This is a genomic window from Providencia sp. PROV272, from assembly GCF_049901975.1.
In the GTDB taxonomy this organism is placed as follows: Bacteria; Pseudomonadota; Gammaproteobacteria; order Enterobacterales; family Enterobacteriaceae; genus Providencia; species Providencia stuartii.
The window spans coordinates 2,510,553-2,528,054 of sequence record NZ_CP096291.1; the positions used below are offsets into that span (position 1 = coordinate 2,510,553).

General features: G+C 40.6%; 18 protein-coding genes and 3 tRNA genes. 14 read left to right on the top strand and 7 right to left on the bottom strand.

Translation table 11 applies throughout. The annotated features are described in order from the left end of the window. Positions 1 to 223: 223 nt before the first annotated feature. Entirely contained in the window at positions 224 to 463 is a 240-nt protein-coding gene (locus M1E93_RS11485) for a DUF1289 domain-containing protein (RefSeq protein ID WP_004919204.1), read from the bottom strand. A gap of 171 nt (positions 464 to 634) precedes the next feature. On the opposite strand from M1E93_RS11485, the gene gloA reads away from it, so the two are divergent. After that, positions 635 to 1,042 carry a lactoylglutathione lyase gene (gene gloA, locus M1E93_RS11490; RefSeq protein WP_014658227.1) on the top strand — a complete coding sequence of 136 codons (408 nt, stop codon included), beginning with the start codon at positions 635 to 637 and terminating at the stop codon, positions 1,040 to 1,042. Between the two features lie 118 nt (positions 1,043 to 1,160). Further along, on the top strand, positions 1,161 to 1,802 hold the full coding sequence (gene rnt, locus M1E93_RS11495) for a ribonuclease T (protein ID WP_004919199.1): 642 nt from the start codon (positions 1,161 to 1,163) through the stop codon (positions 1,800 to 1,802). A gap of 80 nt (positions 1,803 to 1,882) precedes the next feature. Here rnt and M1E93_RS11500 read toward each other — a convergent pair whose 3' ends face one another. Further along, positions 1,883 to 2,230 carry a Grx4 family monothiol glutaredoxin gene (locus tag M1E93_RS11500; protein ID WP_014658226.1) on the bottom strand — a complete coding sequence of 116 codons (348 nt, stop codon included), beginning with the start codon at positions 2,228 to 2,230 and terminating at the stop codon, positions 1,883 to 1,885. Positions 2,231 to 2,931: 701 nt separating this feature from the next. Between M1E93_RS11500 and sodB the strand changes: the two genes are divergently transcribed. Beyond that, positions 2,932 to 3,510 carry a superoxide dismutase [Fe] gene (sodB, locus tag M1E93_RS11505; RefSeq protein WP_426206935.1) on the top strand — a complete coding sequence of 193 codons (579 nt, stop codon included), beginning with the start codon at positions 2,932 to 2,934 and terminating at the stop codon, positions 3,508 to 3,510. 75 nt (positions 3,511 to 3,585) lie between these two features. On the opposite strand, the gene M1E93_RS11510 is transcribed toward sodB, so the two are convergent. After that, positions 3,586 to 3,669 carry a YnhF family membrane protein gene (locus M1E93_RS11510; protein ID WP_101495216.1) on the bottom strand — a complete coding sequence of 28 codons (84 nt, stop codon included), beginning with the start codon at positions 3,667 to 3,669 and terminating at the stop codon, positions 3,586 to 3,588. 269 nt (positions 3,670 to 3,938) lie between these two features. On the opposite strand from M1E93_RS11510, the gene purR reads away from it, so the two are divergent. Then, complete coding sequence (purR, locus tag M1E93_RS11515) at positions 3,939 to 4,964, top strand: HTH-type transcriptional repressor PurR (protein ID WP_014658224.1); 1,026 nt, start codon at positions 3,939 to 3,941, stop codon at positions 4,962 to 4,964. Here the strand turns inward: purR and punR are convergent, their stop codons facing one another. Then, a complete protein-coding gene (punR, locus tag M1E93_RS11520) occupies positions 4,965 to 5,870 on the bottom strand; it encodes a DNA-binding transcriptional activator PunR (RefSeq protein ID WP_040133068.1) in 906 nt (301 codons plus the stop codon). Positions 5,871 to 5,993: 123 nt separating this feature from the next. Here punR and punC point away from each other — a divergent pair, with 123 nt between their 5' ends. From punC to M1E93_RS11540, 4 genes are all read left to right on the top strand, one after another. Next, entirely contained in the window at positions 5,994 to 7,217 is a 1,224-nt protein-coding gene (punC, locus tag M1E93_RS11525; RefSeq protein ID WP_169342161.1) for a purine nucleoside transporter PunC, read from the top strand. Positions 7,218 to 7,576: 359 nt separating this feature from the next. Next, positions 7,577 to 8,725, top strand: coding sequence for a cyclopropane fatty acyl phospholipid synthase (gene cfa / locus M1E93_RS11530; RefSeq protein WP_014658221.1), 1,149 nt, complete (start codon positions 7,577 to 7,579; stop codon positions 8,723 to 8,725). Between the two features lie 152 nt (positions 8,726 to 8,877). Continuing rightward, complete coding sequence (locus M1E93_RS11535) at positions 8,878 to 9,633, top strand: helix-turn-helix transcriptional regulator (protein ID WP_004919186.1); 756 nt, start codon at positions 8,878 to 8,880, stop codon at positions 9,631 to 9,633. Between the two features lie 26 nt (positions 9,634 to 9,659). Beyond that, entirely contained in the window at positions 9,660 to 9,935 is a 276-nt protein-coding gene (locus M1E93_RS11540; protein ID WP_004919184.1) for a putative quinol monooxygenase, read from the top strand. 160 nt (positions 9,936 to 10,095) lie between these two features. Here M1E93_RS11540 and M1E93_RS11545 read toward each other — a convergent pair whose 3' ends face one another. After that, positions 10,096 to 10,752, bottom strand: a complete 657-nt coding sequence (locus tag M1E93_RS11545) for a riboflavin synthase (RefSeq protein WP_004919182.1) — start codon at positions 10,750 to 10,752, stop codon at positions 10,096 to 10,098. Positions 10,753 to 11,036: 284 nt separating this feature from the next. Between M1E93_RS11545 and M1E93_RS11550 the strand changes: the two genes are divergently transcribed. The 6 genes from M1E93_RS11550 (at position 11,037) to M1E93_RS11575 (ending at position 15,454) form a co-directional block, all read left to right on the top strand. Next, on the top strand, positions 11,037 to 12,410 hold the full coding sequence (locus M1E93_RS11550; RefSeq protein ID WP_426206938.1) for an MATE family efflux transporter: 1,374 nt from the start codon (positions 11,037 to 11,039) through the stop codon (positions 12,408 to 12,410). A gap of 158 nt (positions 12,411 to 12,568) precedes the next feature. Further along, positions 12,569 to 12,645 (top strand) — tRNA-Val (locus M1E93_RS11555). A 27-nt stretch (positions 12,646 to 12,672) separates the two neighbouring features. Next, positions 12,673 to 12,749 (top strand) — tRNA-Val (locus M1E93_RS11560). Positions 12,750 to 12,775: 26 nt separating this feature from the next. Further along, positions 12,776 to 12,852 (top strand) — tRNA-Val (locus M1E93_RS11565). 403 nt (positions 12,853 to 13,255) lie between these two features. Further along, positions 13,256 to 14,668: a pyruvate kinase PykF gene (gene pykF, locus M1E93_RS11570; protein WP_104873422.1), complete on the top strand. Its 1,413-nt coding sequence runs from the start codon at positions 13,256 to 13,258 to the stop codon at positions 14,666 to 14,668. A 549-nt stretch (positions 14,669 to 15,217) separates the two neighbouring features. Continuing rightward, a complete protein-coding gene (locus M1E93_RS11575; protein ID WP_004919171.1) occupies positions 15,218 to 15,454 on the top strand; it encodes a major outer membrane lipoprotein in 237 nt (78 codons plus the stop codon). A 93-nt stretch (positions 15,455 to 15,547) separates the two neighbouring features. Here M1E93_RS11575 and M1E93_RS11580 read toward each other — a convergent pair whose 3' ends face one another. Continuing rightward, a complete protein-coding gene (locus tag M1E93_RS11580; RefSeq protein ID WP_014658217.1) occupies positions 15,548 to 16,621 on the bottom strand; it encodes a L,D-transpeptidase family protein in 1,074 nt (357 codons plus the stop codon). 326 nt (positions 16,622 to 16,947) lie between these two features. After that, positions 16,948 to 17,364 carry a cysteine desulfuration protein SufE gene (sufE, locus tag M1E93_RS11585; RefSeq protein WP_004919167.1) on the bottom strand — a complete coding sequence of 139 codons (417 nt, stop codon included), beginning with the start codon at positions 17,362 to 17,364 and terminating at the stop codon, positions 16,948 to 16,950. Positions 17,365 to 17,502: the final 138 nt, after the last annotated feature.

The following is a 17,502-nucleotide window of genomic DNA, read 5'->3' on the forward strand; positions in this document are numbered from 1 at the left end:
CCTTTAAAAACAATTAAATATAGTTAATCTTAAAATCATGCCATTTTCGGTAGCTTTGTCCTTATTTTATTATTATTTTGAATAACTAAAATTTAATTGAAGGATATATGAAGTAATTAACTATGTTTTATTAATTTCATTTCAATTTAATTACGCTTCAACGAATAGTCGTTAAAAAACTTTAATTAAAAAGATTGATGGGGAATGAGTGCGTTGATAACAATTAAAAAAGCTCTTGTTGAGGTGAAGGTGAGTCATCTTGCTGAGTTTTGACGGCTATTGAACGAATATAGCGCTGACGACATAAACGTAAGATATTACGCTTTTGGCTATCGGTAAATTTTAACCATCCGAAACGTTCTTCCCTAGAGCGAAAGCAACCACGGCAATAACCTTGCTCATTGGCTTGGCAAATCCCACGACAAGGGCTTTGAATTTCAAAAAACTCGAGTTGCTCTGCCATACTGATATCACCTAACTAAAAACACCAATTAATGATATACTCCACTAATACGATTATATCTATTATTTGTTCAATAAATAAACCTATTTCATTGTGTTAAAGATAATAGGTACGTTATATTAGTCGTTAAAACGATTCAGTTTCATTTAGTTAATTCAAGGGAGTTCTCTTATGCGCTTACTACATACCATGTTACGTGTGACGGATATGCAGCGTTCAATTGATTTTTACACGAAGGTTCTCGGTATGCGTCTACTGCGTACCAGTGAAAACCCTGAGTATAAATATTCATTGGCATTCGTGGGTTACAGTGACGAAAGTGAAGGTGCCGTAATTGAGCTCACCTATAACTGGGGGGTTGATAGTTACGAATTAGGCACAGCTTATGGCCATATTGCCCTCGGTGTCGATAACGTCGCTCAGACCTGTGAAGATATCCGCCGTGCAGGTGGAAATGTGACACGTGAAGCAGGCCCAGTCAAAGGTGGTAGTACAATTATTGCTTTTGTAGAAGACCCTGATGGGTACAAAATCGAGCTAATTGAGAACAAAAGTGCTAGCAAAGGCCTCGGTAATTAATTCATTTCGATTCTTAAGTCACTAGGCAGTTCATATGCTGCCTAGTGTGAGTTTATCTGCAAAACTTTTCGGTTTTTGGCATAATAACCAACAACCGGAAACCTAAAATGAAAGCCTAATGTCTGATAAAAATAATCCTAACGCACTGGTTAGCCGCTTCAGGGGCTATTACCCTGTTGTCATTGATGTAGAAACTGGTGGGTTTAATGCCAAAACGGATGGTCTACTTGAAATTGCCGCCATCACGCTCAAAATGGATAAAGATGGCTGGTTATCGCCTGATGAAACACTTCATTTTCATGTTGAACCCTTTGAAGGGGCTAATTTAGAACCCGCTGCGTTAGCTTTTACGGGGATTGACCCAACTAACCCTTTACGTGGTGCTGTTAGTGAGTATGAAGCACTGCATGCCATTTTTAAAATGGTACGAAAAGGGATGAAAGCGACCGATTGTAATCGAGCTATCATTGTGGCTCACAACGCCACATTCGACCACAGCTTTGTCATGAATGCCGCTGAACGTGCGGGTTTAAAACGTAACCCTTTCCACCCTTTTGCGACTTTTGATACCGCTGCATTAAGTGGCCTTGTTTTTGGGCAAACGATTTTAGCTAAGGCCTGTGTCGCAGCAGGGATCCCTTTCGACGGTAAACAGGCTCACGGCGCTTTGTATGATACAAACCGCACTGCTCTTCTTTTTTGTGAGTTAGTTAATAAGTGGAAAAAGCTCGGTGGATGGCCACCAGCGGAGCAAGAGTAAAAAATAGCCGTATCCGAAATAGAAAGACCGTATTAGTCTAAACGCTTAATACGGTCTTTTTAGATACATTAATGACGAGATTACTCAGCTTTCGTCTCATCAGCAGGACGGTACTTGTCTGCTGTTTCTTTAATCAGTGACTGTAATTCACCACGCTGATACATTTCCATGATGATATCACAACCACCTACTAATTCACCGTCAACCCATAATTGGGGAAATGTTGGCCAATTTGCGTATTTTGGTAGCTCTGCACGGATATCTGGATTTTGCAGGATATCGACATAAGCGAAACGTTCACCACAAGCAGATAACGCTTGAACTGCCTGAGCAGAAAAACCGCAGCTAGGAAGCTTAGGAGAGCCTTTCATATACAGCAGGATTGGGTTTTCTTTAATCTGGCGTTCGATTCTTTCAATTGTCGTCATTTTTACTTCCTTAACATTAATATAATTAGTATATTTCTTGTTTTTCAATCAGATAAAAAATACAGAACAAAAAACATACTACATAATACTACATTTCACTCTTAATACATCAATGAGTTAAGCTGCGATTACGAATGAAAAAGAGGGGTGTTAAGCCCCTCCTTTGGTTTGCTTGTATTGTGACTTATTTATGATTCAAGTCAAATAAATCTACTACCTAGCACGCTCCCTGCTCTGCATCACTCTTTTCCTACCATACTCTCCCGCAATGATAAAAAACCAACGAATAACAGTCTCACTGAACTATCAGCTTATCTCACAAATTTATTTGGTATTAGGGAACAATCAGGAGAGCGACGGTAGTTATGAGCTAACTACACGTTAGTCATCCACCCGCTATTGAAAAGCCATACGTTCATCTCCCCGTTTACAGTTACGGTGAAACTCTGCTGATAAAATAATATCCCTATGATTTTACGGTGTATTTATCAGTAAGATTTGTTAAGATAACCCTATAATGACTAAGCCTACAATCAGGCAGCCATATCGTGCTATTATTAATATATTAAATAATAGTTCATGCCGCATAAATGTTCAGTTTATGCACATTAACAGCATGATCATGGCTATAAAAATATTCGCTCAACTTTATGAGCACTACACCCATATGTGTTGTTTTACACCTAAACAAGGAGTACGCAATGTCTTTTGAACTACCCGCTCTACCTTATGCTAAGAATGCTCTAGAACCTTATATCTCGGAAGAAACACTCGAGTACCATTATGGTAAACACCATAATACCTATGTTGTTAACCTGAATAACTTAGTCAAAGGTACTGCTTTCGAAGGTAAATCACTGGAAGAGATCATTAAAACCTCAGATGCTGGTATTTTTAACAATGCGGCACAAGTTTGGAATCACACTTTCTACTGGAACTGCTTAGCGCCAAACGCTGGCGGGGAACCAACAGGTAAAGTCGCAGAAGCGATTAACAAAGCATTTGGTTCTTTCGCTGAATTTAAACAGCAGTTCACTGATGCAGCAACCAAAAACTTTGGTGCTGGTTGGACTTGGTTAATTAAAAAAACTGATGGCAGCTTAGCGATTGTAAATACCTCTAACGCTGGCACCCCTATCTCTGGTGATGACAAACCTCTTCTTACTGTCGATATTTGGGAGCACGCCTACTATATTGACTACCGCAATGCACGTCCTAAGTATTTAGAGAACTTCTGGGCGCTGGTTAATTGGAAATTTGTTGAAGAAAATCTAGCTTAATTGATTTTTATCACTAACAATAAGGGCGAGTATTCACTCGCCCTTATTCATTCTACCTTTATTTAAAAGGCAAAATTAGAAAATATGTACTGCAAAAGCAATGATCACAGCCAAAGAACCTAACGCTGCTAATAATCCAAATTTAAAATCTGTATCCATGAGTTCCTCTCATCAAACGAACAGTTAACCAGCAACATAACCATAACTTTAACATGGTTAAATAAGTATGACATGACGATTTATAAAAACCAGTGTCTATATCACAGGTTATAACATCAATTATTTCTTTTGTTTTTGCGCTAGATCAGACAAAATCGATAACAAATCGCTAAATTATTGCCAGTTAAGGTACTATGCCTCAATATGCTGGTAATTTTTAATAAGAATTCATGACAAGACCGCTTATTGGTCAGGAGTTTTTTTTCCCCATGGCAACGATTAAAGATGTGGCGAAGCGCGCTGGCGTCTCCACCACAACCGTATCCCATGTAATTAACAAAACACGCTTTGTAGCCGATGATACTAAGGCTGCTGTTTGGGCTGCAATAAAAGAACTCAATTATTCGCCGAGTGCCGTTGCTCGTAGTTTGAAAGTTAATCATACAAAATCCATCGGCTTGCTCGCGACATCGAGTGAGGCACCTTATTTTGCTGAGGTCATTGAGTCTGTTGAAAACAGTTGTTATGAGAAAGGCTATACTCTAATTTTATGTAATTCGCATAATAACTTAGGTAAACAACAAGCTTATTTACAGATGCTGGCACAAAAACGTGTCGATGGCCTACTCGTCATGTGTTCTGAATATCCTGATAAACTAATCAATATGTTAGAAGATTACCGTAACATCCCAATGGTCGTTATGGATTGGGGAACATCACGCGGTGACTTTACTGACAGTATCATTGATAATTCATTCCATGGCGGCTATCTCGCGGGTCGTTACTTAATTGACCGAGGCCATCGCGATATTGCGGTGATCCCCGGCTCTTTGGAAAGAAATACAGGGATTGGGCGGCTCACTGGCTTTAAAAAGGCCATGGAAGAGGCGAAGGTCACTTTACGTGACGAATGGATTGTTCAAGGCGACTTTGAACCTGAGTCAGGCTATAAAGCCATGATGCAAATTTTGAGTAATAAGCAAAAACCCACTGCCGTATTCTGTGGTGGTGACATCATGGCGATGGGCGCCATTTGTGCCGCTGACGAAATGGGGCTACGGGTTCCTCAAGATATTTCCATTATAGGTTATGATAATGTGCGCAATGCACGTTATTTCACCCCTGCATTAACCACAATACATCAACCTAAAGAACGCTTAGGCCAAATGGCATTCGCTATGTTACTAGATCGCATAGTGAATAAACGTGAAGATGCACAAACAATCGAAGTGCATCCACGTTTAGTTGAACGGCGCTCAGTGGCTGATGGTCCGTTCATCGATTACCGCCGCTAATTAAGGAGCTAGCCATTCGGCGTTGAGTGTTTCACTGTCTCCTAAGTATTCAAGTAACCAACTCAACGCCGGTGAGGTATTTTTTTCAACCCAAGTTAAACAGCATGGGCTTGGCGGAAACGGCTGTGTTAATTGTAATGGCACAAGCTTTCCAGCGTCACAAAATGGCGCTCCGCGGTGTTCAGGTACCATCCCAACACATAACCCATTCACTAAACACGCCATTCCATTTTCCCAAAATGGCACGACTAAACGCCGCTGGTTATCTAGTGCCCATGTATCGCGTTTGGGTAGGTTCCTTGATGTATCTTCAAGGCACAGACTTGGGTATTCACGCATTTGGTCATCCGTTAATCCTCCCTTTAACTGCGCTAATGGGTGGTTAGGACTGGCAACACATAACCATGACATAAACCCCATATCACGAAAACTATAGCGTTCGCCGATCGGTGAGGCGCGTGTTGCACCAATAGCCACATCGACACGCCCATCCGCAAGCGCATCCCAAACACCGTTAAAAACTTCAGGATGGATATACAACTCAATGTCTGGGAAGTGGCGATAGAAATCGAGGATCAATTGCTCCGTTCGTTGAGGTTTCACTATGCAGTCAACCGCAATACTAAACTGCCCTCGCCAGCCATTTGCGGCTTGCTGACACTGGTGGCGTGTCTGTGTCATTTTTTTGATAACAGATCGACTTTGCTTGATAAATATTTCCCCAGCCTCTGTTAAAACAACATCGCGGTGACGGCGCTCAAATATCGGTACTGCAAGCCATTCCTCGACTTGCTTGACCGTATAGCTAATCGCAGAAGGCACTCGGTGAAGCTCCTCTGCTGCACCACTAAAACTCCCAGTTCTTGCAACTGCATCAATCACTTCTAAGGAATGAGCTGACCACATAACGATACCTTTCAAAAATTTTGATAGCACATTCCAAATATTACCGTTTCACAATGTAAAAATACAACCTATACAATAGGGTATCTATTAACAATTTTGTAAATTTTAGATAAGTAATCTGCCATGACAAATACAGCGACAAAAAACTCCCCAGGCTTTATGTTCTACCTTGCTGGGTTGAGTATGCTAGGGTTCTTAGCTATTGATATGTATCTTCCCGCATTTGGGTCAATGCAAACTGCATTAAATACTTCTGAAGGCGCAATTAGTGCTTCTCTAAGTATCTTCTTAGGGGGATTTGCCCTTGCTCAACTGCTATGGGGGCCTTTATCGGATAAGCTAGGTCGTAAACCGATCCTCATTGCCGGTTTGTCACTCTTTATTTTAAGTTGTTTAGGGATGTTATGGGTCACCAGTGCAACACAACTGCTTATCTTACGTTTTTTACAGGCAATTGGCGTCTGTAGTGCAGCCGTTCTTTGGCAAGCACTAGTTATCGACCGTTATGACTCCTCTAGTACGCAAAAAGTGTTTGCGACCATTATGCCCCTAGTTGCTCTTTCTCCTGCTTTGGCGCCTTTATTGGGTGCATGGGTGCTTGAGCATTATGATTGGGAAATTATCTTTGTTGTTTTAATGGCCGTTGGGGTTTTATTATTACTTCCGACATTTTTATTAAAAAATGTTGCCCCAAAAGAGATCATTAGTAGTACATCAGGAAAAGAGTCCATTTCATTTTTAAAATTACTCAGCTCACGTATATACAGTGGTAACGTTTTGGTTTACGCATCCTGTAGTGCCGGTTTCTTTGCTTGGTTAACGGGGTCACCTTTTATTTTAAGAAATATGGGTTTTGACCCAGCAGATATTGGTCTGAGTTATATTCCTCAAACTCTTGCCTTTATTATTGGTGGTTATGGATGTCGTTTTTTATTAATCAAAGTCCGTGCTGAAATCTTATTTCCATTATTATTGATCGGCTATGCTGTGAGTATGTCAATTCTGTTTGTAATGGCAATTTATACCACACCAAGCCTAACCATGATCTTAATCCCCTTTTGTTTTATGGCAGCAATGAACGGTGCTTCTTACCCAATTGCAGTTTCAAAAGCGCTGAATGCCTACCCTCAGGCAAGTGGTAAAGCTGCCGCATTGCAAAATACCTTACAACTGGGATTGTGTTTTGTCGCCAGTATATTAGTTTCCGCATTACCTTTTGATCCGCTACTATCCACAACAGGTGTCATGGCAATAACAATATTACCAATGATTATTGGTTATTTTGTTCAAAATACAAAAGATTGCACTGAATCATCACGGAAAAATGCAGAATATCAGCCTCAATAACTAATTTTGCTATCAGCCACTACTCTGTAGTGGCTGATTTGGAATAAAAAACCTAATTAAGTCGTCTTTTTAAAATCATCCACTCTTTATTTGACATTCCAATTCTGTATATTTACTTTCAAATTCTACTTTTCTGGCTAAAGTGACATTTTTCGCCATTGTTAAATAAAACTATCGCTTCTATACTCGGATAATACTTAGTCCGAAGTGATTTTTGAGTTAATAAATATTGATGGTTTAAACTCAGGGCGCGACGGTATAAATGCGCTCCTGTCTTTGTGAAGCTATTCTTCGCAACCCTACACTTTCAGCAAACTGAAATTCTATCTCAAAAACCTTCATCTCAAGTTGGAGAGCATATGAGCACTTGTGTAGATGAAACTAAAGCGAAAGTTTCGAATTGGCAAAGGATCGCAGAGTCTTTATTAAACCAAGCAGGCATAGAAATAAACGGCTCTCGCCCTTTCGATATTCAAATACATAATACCGATTTTTATAAAAGGGTTTTACAAAAAGGGTCTCTCGGTCTTGGCGAGAGTTATATGGACGGCTGGTGGGACTGTGAGCGCTTAGATATATTTTTCTATAAAGTATTGCAAGCGAAACTCGACACTAAGCTGCCGAATAACCTTACCGATATCATGAAAGTCGCTATGGCGCGCCTAAGAAACCTGCAAACCCAAAAACGGTCTTGGATTGTAGGAGAAGAGCACTATGATTTGGGTAATGATCTTTTTACCCTAATGCTTGACCCTTATATGCAATATTCTTGCGGTTATTGGCATGATGCGACATCACTTGAACAGGCACAAATTAATAAATTGGATCTAATTTGTCGCAAACTGCAAATAGAGCCGGGTATGCGCCTTTTAGATATTGGTTGTGGCTGGGGAGGCTTAAGCGCCTATGCCGCTCGCCATTATGGCGCCTCTGTTACAGGGGTCACTATCTCTAAAGAGCAACAAAAACTCGCACAAGAGCGCTGTAAAGGCTTAGACGTTAATATCATTTTGCAAGATTACCGTGAGTTAAATGATAAATTTGATCGCATCGTCTCTGTCGGCATGTTTGAACACGTTGGCCCTAAAAACTACGCAACCTATTTCGATGTGGCACGTAGGAATATTAAAGACGATGGCTTATTTTTGTTACACACAATTGGCTCTAACAAAAATAAAGTCAATGTGGACTCGTGGATTGGTAAATATATTTTCCCAAATGGCGTATTACCCTCTATTCAAAATATTGGGAACTCAAGTGAAGGTAAATTTATCATGGAAGATTGGCACAATTTTGGGGCTGATTACGATAAAACGTTAATGGCTTGGTATGAACGCTTCTTAAATAGTTGGTCAGAACTAAGTAATAATTATACTCCTCGCTTTAAACGTATGTTTACCTATTACTTAAACTCTTGTGCTGGCGCTTTCCGAGCAAGAGATATTCAGTTGTGGCAAATCCTCTGGAGTCCGAACGGCGTTAGCGGAGGCATTAGAGTTCCTCGGTAACACAATTACGGAATATTCCTTCTTATAAAGGCTCTATTATTGAGATGAATCTCTTTATAGAGCCTTTAATAATGCATAAATATTATTTTAATTAGTCTTTCGACTAAAAAACGTTATTATAAGTGATTCGAACAACTCGCTATGTAGGAATTATGCTCAAACAGTATTATCCGCCAACGGAATTGAATGGTTTTATCAGTTCGATTCTAATTATCAAGAAATTTACAACACCGATTAAAATTTTTCCTGGTACTGGCGCAGAAATTTGGGTTTCTACCAAAGCGTTACGTCTGTCTACTGATCACCATCAACAAGTCAACAAATATCAGCTTGTTATTCCGCGTATCGACACTTTTACCGCAGAGCCTAATCATGGGAAGCTCATGGTATTGCGTGTACGCCATGATGCCGTGCGTTTTTTATTACCTAAACGCATCTTAACTTATACCGATATACCGACCGCGTTAGCCGATATATGGCAGGATCCTTGGTATAAAGAGTTATCGAAATCATCCTTTAAAGGACTACTTGATTGTTTTAATGCGACGAAAGTCTCAAAACAGCATCAATTAGTGGATGATATATTGGCGATCCTCTACCGAAATCCAACCAAAAAGATTAATGATATTGCTGATGAAATGGGATACAGCGCACGTTTTATACAAAAAGAATTTTTAAAAGAATATGGCATTACCCCTAAAAGATATCAGATAAATTGCCGTCTAGAACAACTACTTAAGGCAATGCTTGCCGAGCAAGATACCTATCGCTGGTTAGAAACAGGCTATTATGATCAGTCCCATTTCTATCGTGATTTTAAGCGTTATTTCACGATGACGCCGTCTGCTTTTTTGAAGTCTCATTATTCGTTTTTTTACAATACAAAAGCCAAGTTCCCTTTAAGATAGTTCTCGATACACATAAGGAGAACGGAATGAGTATTGTTGTATATGCACAAATCACAACAGAAAATAAGAATGGATTTTTAACCAAAGACATAATCAAAAATTTAGCTAAGCTAAGTCGTCGTGAGCAAGGATGCATTAAATATGACCTTATCACTAAAGAGGATGGTTACATCGTTTTTGAAGAATGGGAAAGTACCGATGCGCTTGAAATGCATAAAAAGTCAGCGCATTTTAAACGGCTCGTTGAAGCAATTGAACGTGATAATGCTAGCATTTCTATTAATTTTAGCGAAAAAGCATAGTGGCGCAAATTAATACTTGGTACTAAAAAACCCAACAAAAGTGCAAATACAAGGGATTTCCCCTTAAGATAGTAAAACTTATCAGACTTTTAATGCTATAACACCAGCTAACTCCTCGGTGCTATAGCATTTTCAGTTTCCCTCATACAAAGGGTTACATTTAGTTATCGCTTGCCTGTGTAATCGCTTCTTGAGCTTTTTTTTCCTGCTCTTTCTGCAATAAAACTCGTTCGACTGTATCAACTATCGCTTGAGTTTGTGGGTCTATTTCAATGTTCACTTTATCCCCCAGCCGTTTCAAACCTAATGTGGTTCTTGCTAAGGTTTCAGGGATCAGATGTACACAAAAACGGTTATTGATTACGTCACCGACAGTGAGACTGATCCCATCAATCGCAACAAACCCCTTGTGTAAAATATATTTCATCAATGCTTTGTCATAGATAGACAACCAAATTTGATGATTATCTTCTGATGTGAAGATTTTACTGATCTCTGCGGTCGTCACAATGTGGCCTGATACCACATGGCCGCCTATCTCATCACCATACTTTGCAGCTCTTTCAATGTTAACAACATCACCAACCTTCAATTCACCTAGGTTGGTTAGCCTGAGTGTTTCCTTGATTAAATCAAAGCTAACATATTCGCCATCTATTTTTGTTACTGTTAGGCAACAACCATTATGCGCTACGGAAGCGCCGGTCTCTAAGCCGACAAGCAGTTCTGGTGTAAATTTCATCACATGGGTACGAAAGTTAGCTCTCTCTGTAACCTCAACAATTGGGGCAGTCCCCTGAACGATACCTGTAAACATAATGATTCTCAGTGCTATGAATTGATAGTCTCAGTTTACCTAAACATTCTTAGAGATCTATCTAATTTGAGTGGTTTGGCTCAACCTATGTGTGAATTTGTGTAACATTATCATGCCGCTCCATACACAACTTTCTTTCATATTAAGAACAACAGATCATTGGCTTAAGTTATCAAAAGAGTTAAAATATAAAGTTGCTATTAACTATTTGATTTATCAAAAATCATTAGCATTTCTTTCTCTATATTCTATTAATCAGTATTTATTACTCTAAAGGTGTATGCGTGCAGAAATATTTTACAGAAGCGCGTAGCTTGCTCGCTCTCGGCATTCCGATCATTCTTGCTCAATTTTCACAAACGGCGATGGGTTTTGTGGATACCGTGATGGCAGGTAGTGTCAGTGAAACCGAGATGTCAGCAGTTGCAGTTGGATTTTCTATCTGGCTGCCAGCTATTCTTTTTGGTCAGGGGTTATTAATGGCACTGACACCTATCGTCGCACAGATGAATGGTTCTGGTCGCCGTCAGTTAATTGGTAATCAAATTCAGCAAGGGCTATGGCTAGCGTTCTTCCTTTCACTGGGTGTGATCTTTTTACTTTATAATAGTAAGTTAATTATTGGTAACATGCCGCATATTAATGAAGAGCTAGCAGATAAGTCTGTCCGTTTCTTACATGCGATTATGTGGGGTGCGCCCGGCTATCTATTTTATCAGGTCTTTCGTAGCCAATGTGAAGGTCTATCCAAAACCAAACCAGGCATGGTGATTGGTTTTCTCGGCTTGATGGTCAACATTCCCATTAACTATATCTTTATTTATGGGCATTTTGGTGCGCCTGCATTAGGTGGTGTGGGTTGTGGTGTCGCAACTGCATCAGTCTACTGGGTAATGTGCATTATGATGCGTTGGTACGTAAAAAGAGCGGGCTCACAACGCGATATTAAGGCGACACAACCCTTTGCTTCCCCTAACCCACTTATTATGAAACGTATTTTTGTTTTAGGTGCACCTATTGGGTTAGCGTTATTTTTTGAAGTGACACTATTTGCCATCGTCGCATTGCTGGTTGCGCCGCTGGATGTCGTGGCAGTTGCAGGACACCAAGTTGCATTAAACTTCAGCTCGGTCATGTTTATGTTCCCATTGTCATTGGGTATCGCTGCCACTATCCGTGTGGGTTATAACCTTGGACAACAATCGACTGAAGCAGCGAAAGTCTCTTCTTATACCAGTTTGGCAGTTGGCTTATTAGTCGCATGCTGTACCGCGATCCTGACGGCAACCTTACGTGAACCTATTGCGTTAATGTATAACAAAAGCCCTGAAGTAGTTGTTCTCGCTTCAAGCCTCATGCTATTTGCAGCGATTTACCAGCTTTCAGATTCGGTGCAGGTCATCGGTGCAGGTATTTTACGCGGCTATAAAGATACGCGTTCTATCTTCTTTATTACCTTTACCGCTTACTGGATTTTAGGGTTACCTGTGGGTTATGTACTCGCATTAACTGACTTTATCTTCCCTGCGATGGGGCCTAAAGGCTTTTGGATCGGATTTATTGTGGGTCTAAGTGCGGCTGCCGTGGGTATGGCCACCCGTATTTGGTGGATCCATAGGCAACCTGATAGCGTTGTTTTACTTCGTTCAACGCGCTAATTGATGGAATAACAAGCAAATTATTCGATTGGGGAATGTATTTTTGCTTTAGTCGCTGTAAATACGAGCAAACTATCACGAAAATACATTTTCCCCTTGCCAGAACGGCGGTAGGACGTTAATATTCGTTCCCGTTGTCACCCTGACAGTTTTGAAACGCGTCCGTAGCTCAGTTGGTTAGAGCACCACCTTGACATGGTGGGGGTCGGTAGTTCGAGTCTACTCGGACGCACCATTTCAAAAACGTCAATGAAATTGCAATGCGTCCGTAGCTCAGTTGGTTAGAGCACCACCTTGACATGGTGGGGGTCGGTAGTTCGAGTCTACTCGGACGCACCATTTCACAACGTCAATGATATTACAATGCGTCCGTAGCTCAGTTGGTTAGAGCACCACCTTGACATGGTGGGGGTCGGTAGTTCGAGTCTACTCGGACGCACCATTCAACGATGTTATTCACTGTTTCTCCCTTGTTTTCTTATCTGCTCCACCGTTTTTGTGACCACCTTCTCGTGTTGCGCAACAGCACCGATAAAATCTTCAATTATTTTGATCTGAAATATCTCTTCACTCAATTTTGCAAAATTTGATTTGTCTCACAGTTTTTTGTTGTCTATAATAATCGCACAAGCTGAAAGGTTTCATCAAAAATAAATCAGTAAGTTAGCTTTAGTGCATTAGGTTACAATCATAATAATTAGCATAAAAAATGTGATCTAATCCACAACATAATTGCATTGAACACCAGACTGTCGCCTATTCTTAATACAATGCGTTGCGCAACAAAACGTATTCATGAATCGACGACAATACCGATTTCCTTTATAACCTTTAGATAGACTGCCATGAAAAAAACGAAAATTGTTTGTACCATCGGTCCAAAAACCGAATCAGAAGAAAAATTGAACCAACTTCTTGATGCAGGCATGAATGTCATGCGTCTCAACTTCTCTCACGGCGACTATGAAGAGCATGGTCAACGTATCAAAAATCTACGTGCAGTCTGTGCGAGAACTGGCAAACAAGCCGCTATCCTGCTTGATACTAAAGGGCCTGAAATCCGCACTATGAAACTTGAGGGCGGTAACGATGTTTCTCTCGTTGCTGGTCAAACTTTTACATTCACTACAGATACTTCAGTTATCGGTAATAAAGACAGAGTTGCTGTAACTTATGCCGGTTTGACCGCAGATCTTAACGCGGGTGATACCGTTTTAGTCGACGACGGTTTAATTGGCATGAAAGTGAAAGATGTCACCGCGACAGAAGTGATCTGTGAAGTCTTGAATAATGGTGATTTAGGTGAGAAAAAAGGCGTTAACCTACCCGGCGTCTCTATTGGTTTACCTGCTCTCGCTGAAAAAGATAAAGAAGACCTGATTTTTGGTTGTGAGCAAGGCGTCGATTTTGTCGCCGCGTCGTTTATCCGTAAACGTTCTGATGTGGAAGAAATCCGTGCTCACCTGAAAAAACACGGTGGCGAAAATATTCAGATCATCTCCAAAATTGAAAACCAAGAAGGTTTGAATAACTTTGATGATATCCTAGAAGCGTCTGATGGTATCATGGTTGCCCGTGGTGACTTGGGTGTTGAGATCCCTGTAGAAGAAGTTATTTTCGCCCAAAAAATGATGATTGAGAAATGTGTTGCTGCACGTAAAGTCGTGATCACCGCAACGCAAATGTTAGATTCAATGATCAAAAACCCACGCCCTACTCGCGCTGAAGCAGGCGACGTGGCAAACGCCATCCTTGATGGTACGGATGCTGTGATGCTTTCAGGTGAAAGTGCTAAAGGCAAATACCCTGTTGAAGCCGTTACTATCATGGCAACGATTTGTGAGCGCACAGATCGCATCATGCCAACCCGTATTGATAACCAAAAACCAGGCCAACGCCTACGTGTCACCGAAGCGGTTTGCCGTGGCGCCGTTGAGATGTCTGAGAAGTTAGACGTTCCACTGATTGTCGTTGCTACTTTCGGCGGTAAATCAGCCAAATCAGTCCGTAAATACTTCCCTACCGCGCCTATTTTAGCGCTAACCACTAACGAAGAAACCGCTCGTCAGTTGTTATTGGTAAAAGGTGTAGTACCAATGAGGGTTGGTGGTTTCACATCAACAGATGATTTTTACCGCGAAGGTAAACGTGCAGCTTTAAATAGCGGCTTGGCGAAAGAAGGTGATGCTATTGTGATGGTATCTGGTGCATTAGTTCCAAGCGGAACAACCAATACATCTTCCGTACACGTGCTGTAATTAGCAATAGCTTAAAATCCATAACGTCTTAAGACATCGTTTAGGGCGTAATTAAAACGGGGAGAACTTTGTTTTTCCCGTTTTTGTTTTTTTAAGTCATGTTTCAATAAATGAATGTTTGTCATTCTGCCTGAGCACAATAAATGGTTGCCATTTTCGCTCATCCAACACTTATACTATTAGTCGAATAAGGTAGGATGTTTTGTTTTAACATAAAATGCTTCCGGTAGAGAATATTTTGATTTATGGCGTTATTGCAATCTATTATTCATTTGCTATATTAGACTAATATCTCAAAGAGAGTTTGATTTGATTGAATAATAGCCTTGAGAGTTGAGAATACATTTTTTCTTATTTTTCCTACTGTCTGGCTAAAAGTATTTCTAGCAAAACTGGAAATTAAGTACTAGCATAAGAAAAAGTAAGTACCATTCCTGAACACATTGCGTTGTTCATATGGAATAAGTAGATGTAGAAACAATCTGATATCTATTTTACTGGGCGCTTACTTTGGTATTTTCAAGATAAATCTATCTAGAGGGTAAAATAATGATTCGTACTAAAATTGTTCTGGGCTCTATCGTTCTAGCTTCAGCATTACTGGCGGGTTGTTCTAACAGCACTGAAGTGCAAAAACTCTCTTCAGACGTGCAAACTCTGAATGGTAAAGTTGATCAACTGAGCAACGATGTCCAGACTATTCGCGCTGAAGTTCAAGCTGCACAACAAGAAGCAGCTCGTGCTAACCAACGTCTTGATAACCAAGTTCGTTCTTACAAAAAGTAAGTTTGAATTAGCAACGGTATAACAGTCTACTGTTTTATACCACATAATCTTATATGTAGAGGGCCTAGATATTAGGCCCTTATTTTTTACCTGTTATTCGTTTTCAGATCCCTGATAGACAGGTTGAGGCTGTGAAATAGTAAATTCATCAATCGGATTCAACGCTGGATATTTACCCTGTTCATTGATGACTTCATCCGTTTGACTGCCACTCACGCTGTACTCCGGTTCATATTGCCTTTCAACCCCCTGCTCCTTGTTAACCCTCACAGGCAACCCTGAACGCCTTGCCAGCTCTTTTTCCACTAATGCTTTATCAATCTCTTCATTTTCAAGGAAACGTTTAAAATCATCAGAGAGCGGTATCGGCATTGTTTGTGGATCATCTGAGGCTTTCTTGGAAAGAGGTTGGTGTACTTCGATGTAATAGCTACCATCGGCTTCTTTTGAATATTTAACCGGTTGATTGATCACTTGCACTCGCGTTCCTTTAGGAACCGTTTTAAACAGAGCTTCAATATCATCTGGGCGTAGACGAATACAGCCTGAGCTAACACGCATACCAATACCAAAATCAGCATTCGTGCCGTGAATTAAATATTCACCTCTGCCATATGCTAAACGTAACGCGTAAAGCCCCATTGGGTTGTCTGGCCCTGCGGGTACCACCGCAGGCAAAGTGATCCCTTCTTTGGCATAATTTTTACGAATATTCGCCGTTGGCGTCCATGTGGGATCTTTAATGGATTGGCTCACAGATGTCACCATTTCCGGTGTATCACGCCCTAATTGACCAATTCCGATAGGATAGACCACCACTTCTTTACTACCTTCAGGATAGTAATACAGTCTTAATTCGGCGAGGTTAATAATAATCCCCGTCCGAGGTGTTGCTGGCAATAACATTTGCGTCGGAATAATCAACTCTTTGCCAGCTTCGGGTAAATAAGGATCCGTACCGGGGTTCGCTTCTAGCATCGCCAGTAAACCAATTTGATATTCGCTGGCAATCATTTCTAATGAACGACCATCATTGGGAACAACATAGTGTGTATTTTCCCCGATAAGGCGCGTATTGCTATCTGGTAATGGATAATCCTTCGCTTGTACTGGCGATAGCAATACACTTGCCACAAACAAACTTGCCACAGTTAACGCTTTCTTCATACCGACTCCAGGGAATACCAAACTATGCTCTAATAACTTGAGGGGTAGCTAGGCAGCAAAAAAGCAGCCACGAGAAATTCAAATGGAGCTTAGCCACAACTCGACGATTCGAAGCGGATAGACATCGCTTCTCATTCAAGATGTACATAATAGCAACTATATTGCTCATCTTTAATACCCGTTGAATATTTTGTAAGTAGTAATCGTTATATCATTGATGAAACAATGAGTTAAGCTAAATCGAAGAGTTAATCATGAATACAAGGGATGGCTGCTCAGAACAGTTCAAAAAAACAAGCAGGGAAATAGTATTCCCCGCGAGATAATTATTGTAGCTGTGTTGCTCGGGAAAGGATTGTCCGGATCATCGCATTAAGGCCCTGAGTACGCGACGGCGTCAAATGCTGCTCCAAAGCAAGTTGAGCGAAAAATGATTTGACATCTACTGACAAGATCTGCTCAGCCGTTTTCCCCTGAAAAAGAATAATGACTATTGCAACTAACCCTTTCACGATCGCCGCGTCACTATCACCAGCAAAACAAATGCTACCATCTGGCTGTTTTTGCATATCTATCCAGACTTGGCTTTGACAACCTGCAATCAAGTTACTATCGCTACGTTGTTGCTCTGTTAATGGCGTTAAGCGCCCACCAAGCTCTATCATGTATAGATAACGCTCTTCCCAGTCTTGGCAACGTGCAAAATTCCGTAGCAATTTATGTTCATCGGGTAAAGCTGGCATACTTCTTTCCTTAATTAATCACAAATGTCTCTAAGGTTAGTCAACCTGATTCGTTTTCTCTGCTGATTAGCAAATCGTTCAGTTAATAGGAGCAGGGTTAATAAATGAAAAAGCCAATAACATATTGGCTTTTTCAGT

Excerpts from the sequence above, each read along its gene's own strand:
- M1E93_RS11500 (WP_014658226.1), bottom strand. The coding sequence starts at position 2,230 with ATGACGACAATTGAAAGAATCGAACGCCAGATTAAAGAAAACCCAATC.
- sufE (WP_004919167.1), bottom strand. The coding sequence starts at position 17,364 with ATGCCAGCTTTACCCGATGAACATAAATTGCTACGGAATTTTGCACGT.
- M1E93_RS11545 (WP_004919182.1), bottom strand. The coding sequence starts at position 10,752 with ATGTTTACAGGTATCGTTCAGGGGACTGCCCCAATTGTTGAGGTTACA.
- M1E93_RS11510 (WP_101495216.1), bottom strand. The coding sequence starts at position 3,669 with ATGGATACAGATTTTAAATTTGGATTATTAGCAGCGTTAGGTTCTTTG.
- gloA (WP_014658227.1), top strand. The coding sequence starts at position 635 with ATGCGCTTACTACATACCATGTTACGTGTGACGGATATGCAGCGTTCA.
- M1E93_RS11575 (WP_004919171.1), top strand. The coding sequence starts at position 15,218 with ATGATTCGTACTAAAATTGTTCTGGGCTCTATCGTTCTAGCTTCAGCA.
- cfa (WP_014658221.1), top strand. The coding sequence starts at position 7,577 with ATGAGCACTTGTGTAGATGAAACTAAAGCGAAAGTTTCGAATTGGCAA.
- M1E93_RS11485 (WP_004919204.1), bottom strand. The coding sequence starts at position 463 with ATGGCAGAGCAACTCGAGTTTTTTGAAATTCAAAGCCCTTGTCGTGGG.
- purR (WP_014658224.1), top strand. The coding sequence starts at position 3,939 with ATGGCAACGATTAAAGATGTGGCGAAGCGCGCTGGCGTCTCCACCACA.
- pykF (WP_104873422.1), top strand. The coding sequence starts at position 13,256 with ATGAAAAAAACGAAAATTGTTTGTACCATCGGTCCAAAAACCGAATCA.
- M1E93_RS11535 (WP_004919186.1), top strand. The coding sequence starts at position 8,878 with ATGCTCAAACAGTATTATCCGCCAACGGAATTGAATGGTTTTATCAGT.
- sodB (WP_426206935.1), top strand. The coding sequence starts at position 2,932 with ATGTCTTTTGAACTACCCGCTCTACCTTATGCTAAGAATGCTCTAGAA.
- M1E93_RS11540 (WP_004919184.1), top strand. The coding sequence starts at position 9,660 with ATGAGTATTGTTGTATATGCACAAATCACAACAGAAAATAAGAATGGA.
- punR (WP_040133068.1), bottom strand. The coding sequence starts at position 5,870 with ATGTGGTCAGCTCATTCCTTAGAAGTGATTGATGCAGTTGCAAGAACT.
- punC (WP_169342161.1), top strand. The coding sequence starts at position 5,994 with ATGACAAATACAGCGACAAAAAACTCCCCAGGCTTTATGTTCTACCTT.
- rnt (WP_004919199.1), top strand. The coding sequence starts at position 1,161 with ATGTCTGATAAAAATAATCCTAACGCACTGGTTAGCCGCTTCAGGGGC.
- M1E93_RS11580 (WP_014658217.1), bottom strand. The coding sequence starts at position 16,621 with ATGAAGAAAGCGTTAACTGTGGCAAGTTTGTTTGTGGCAAGTGTATTG.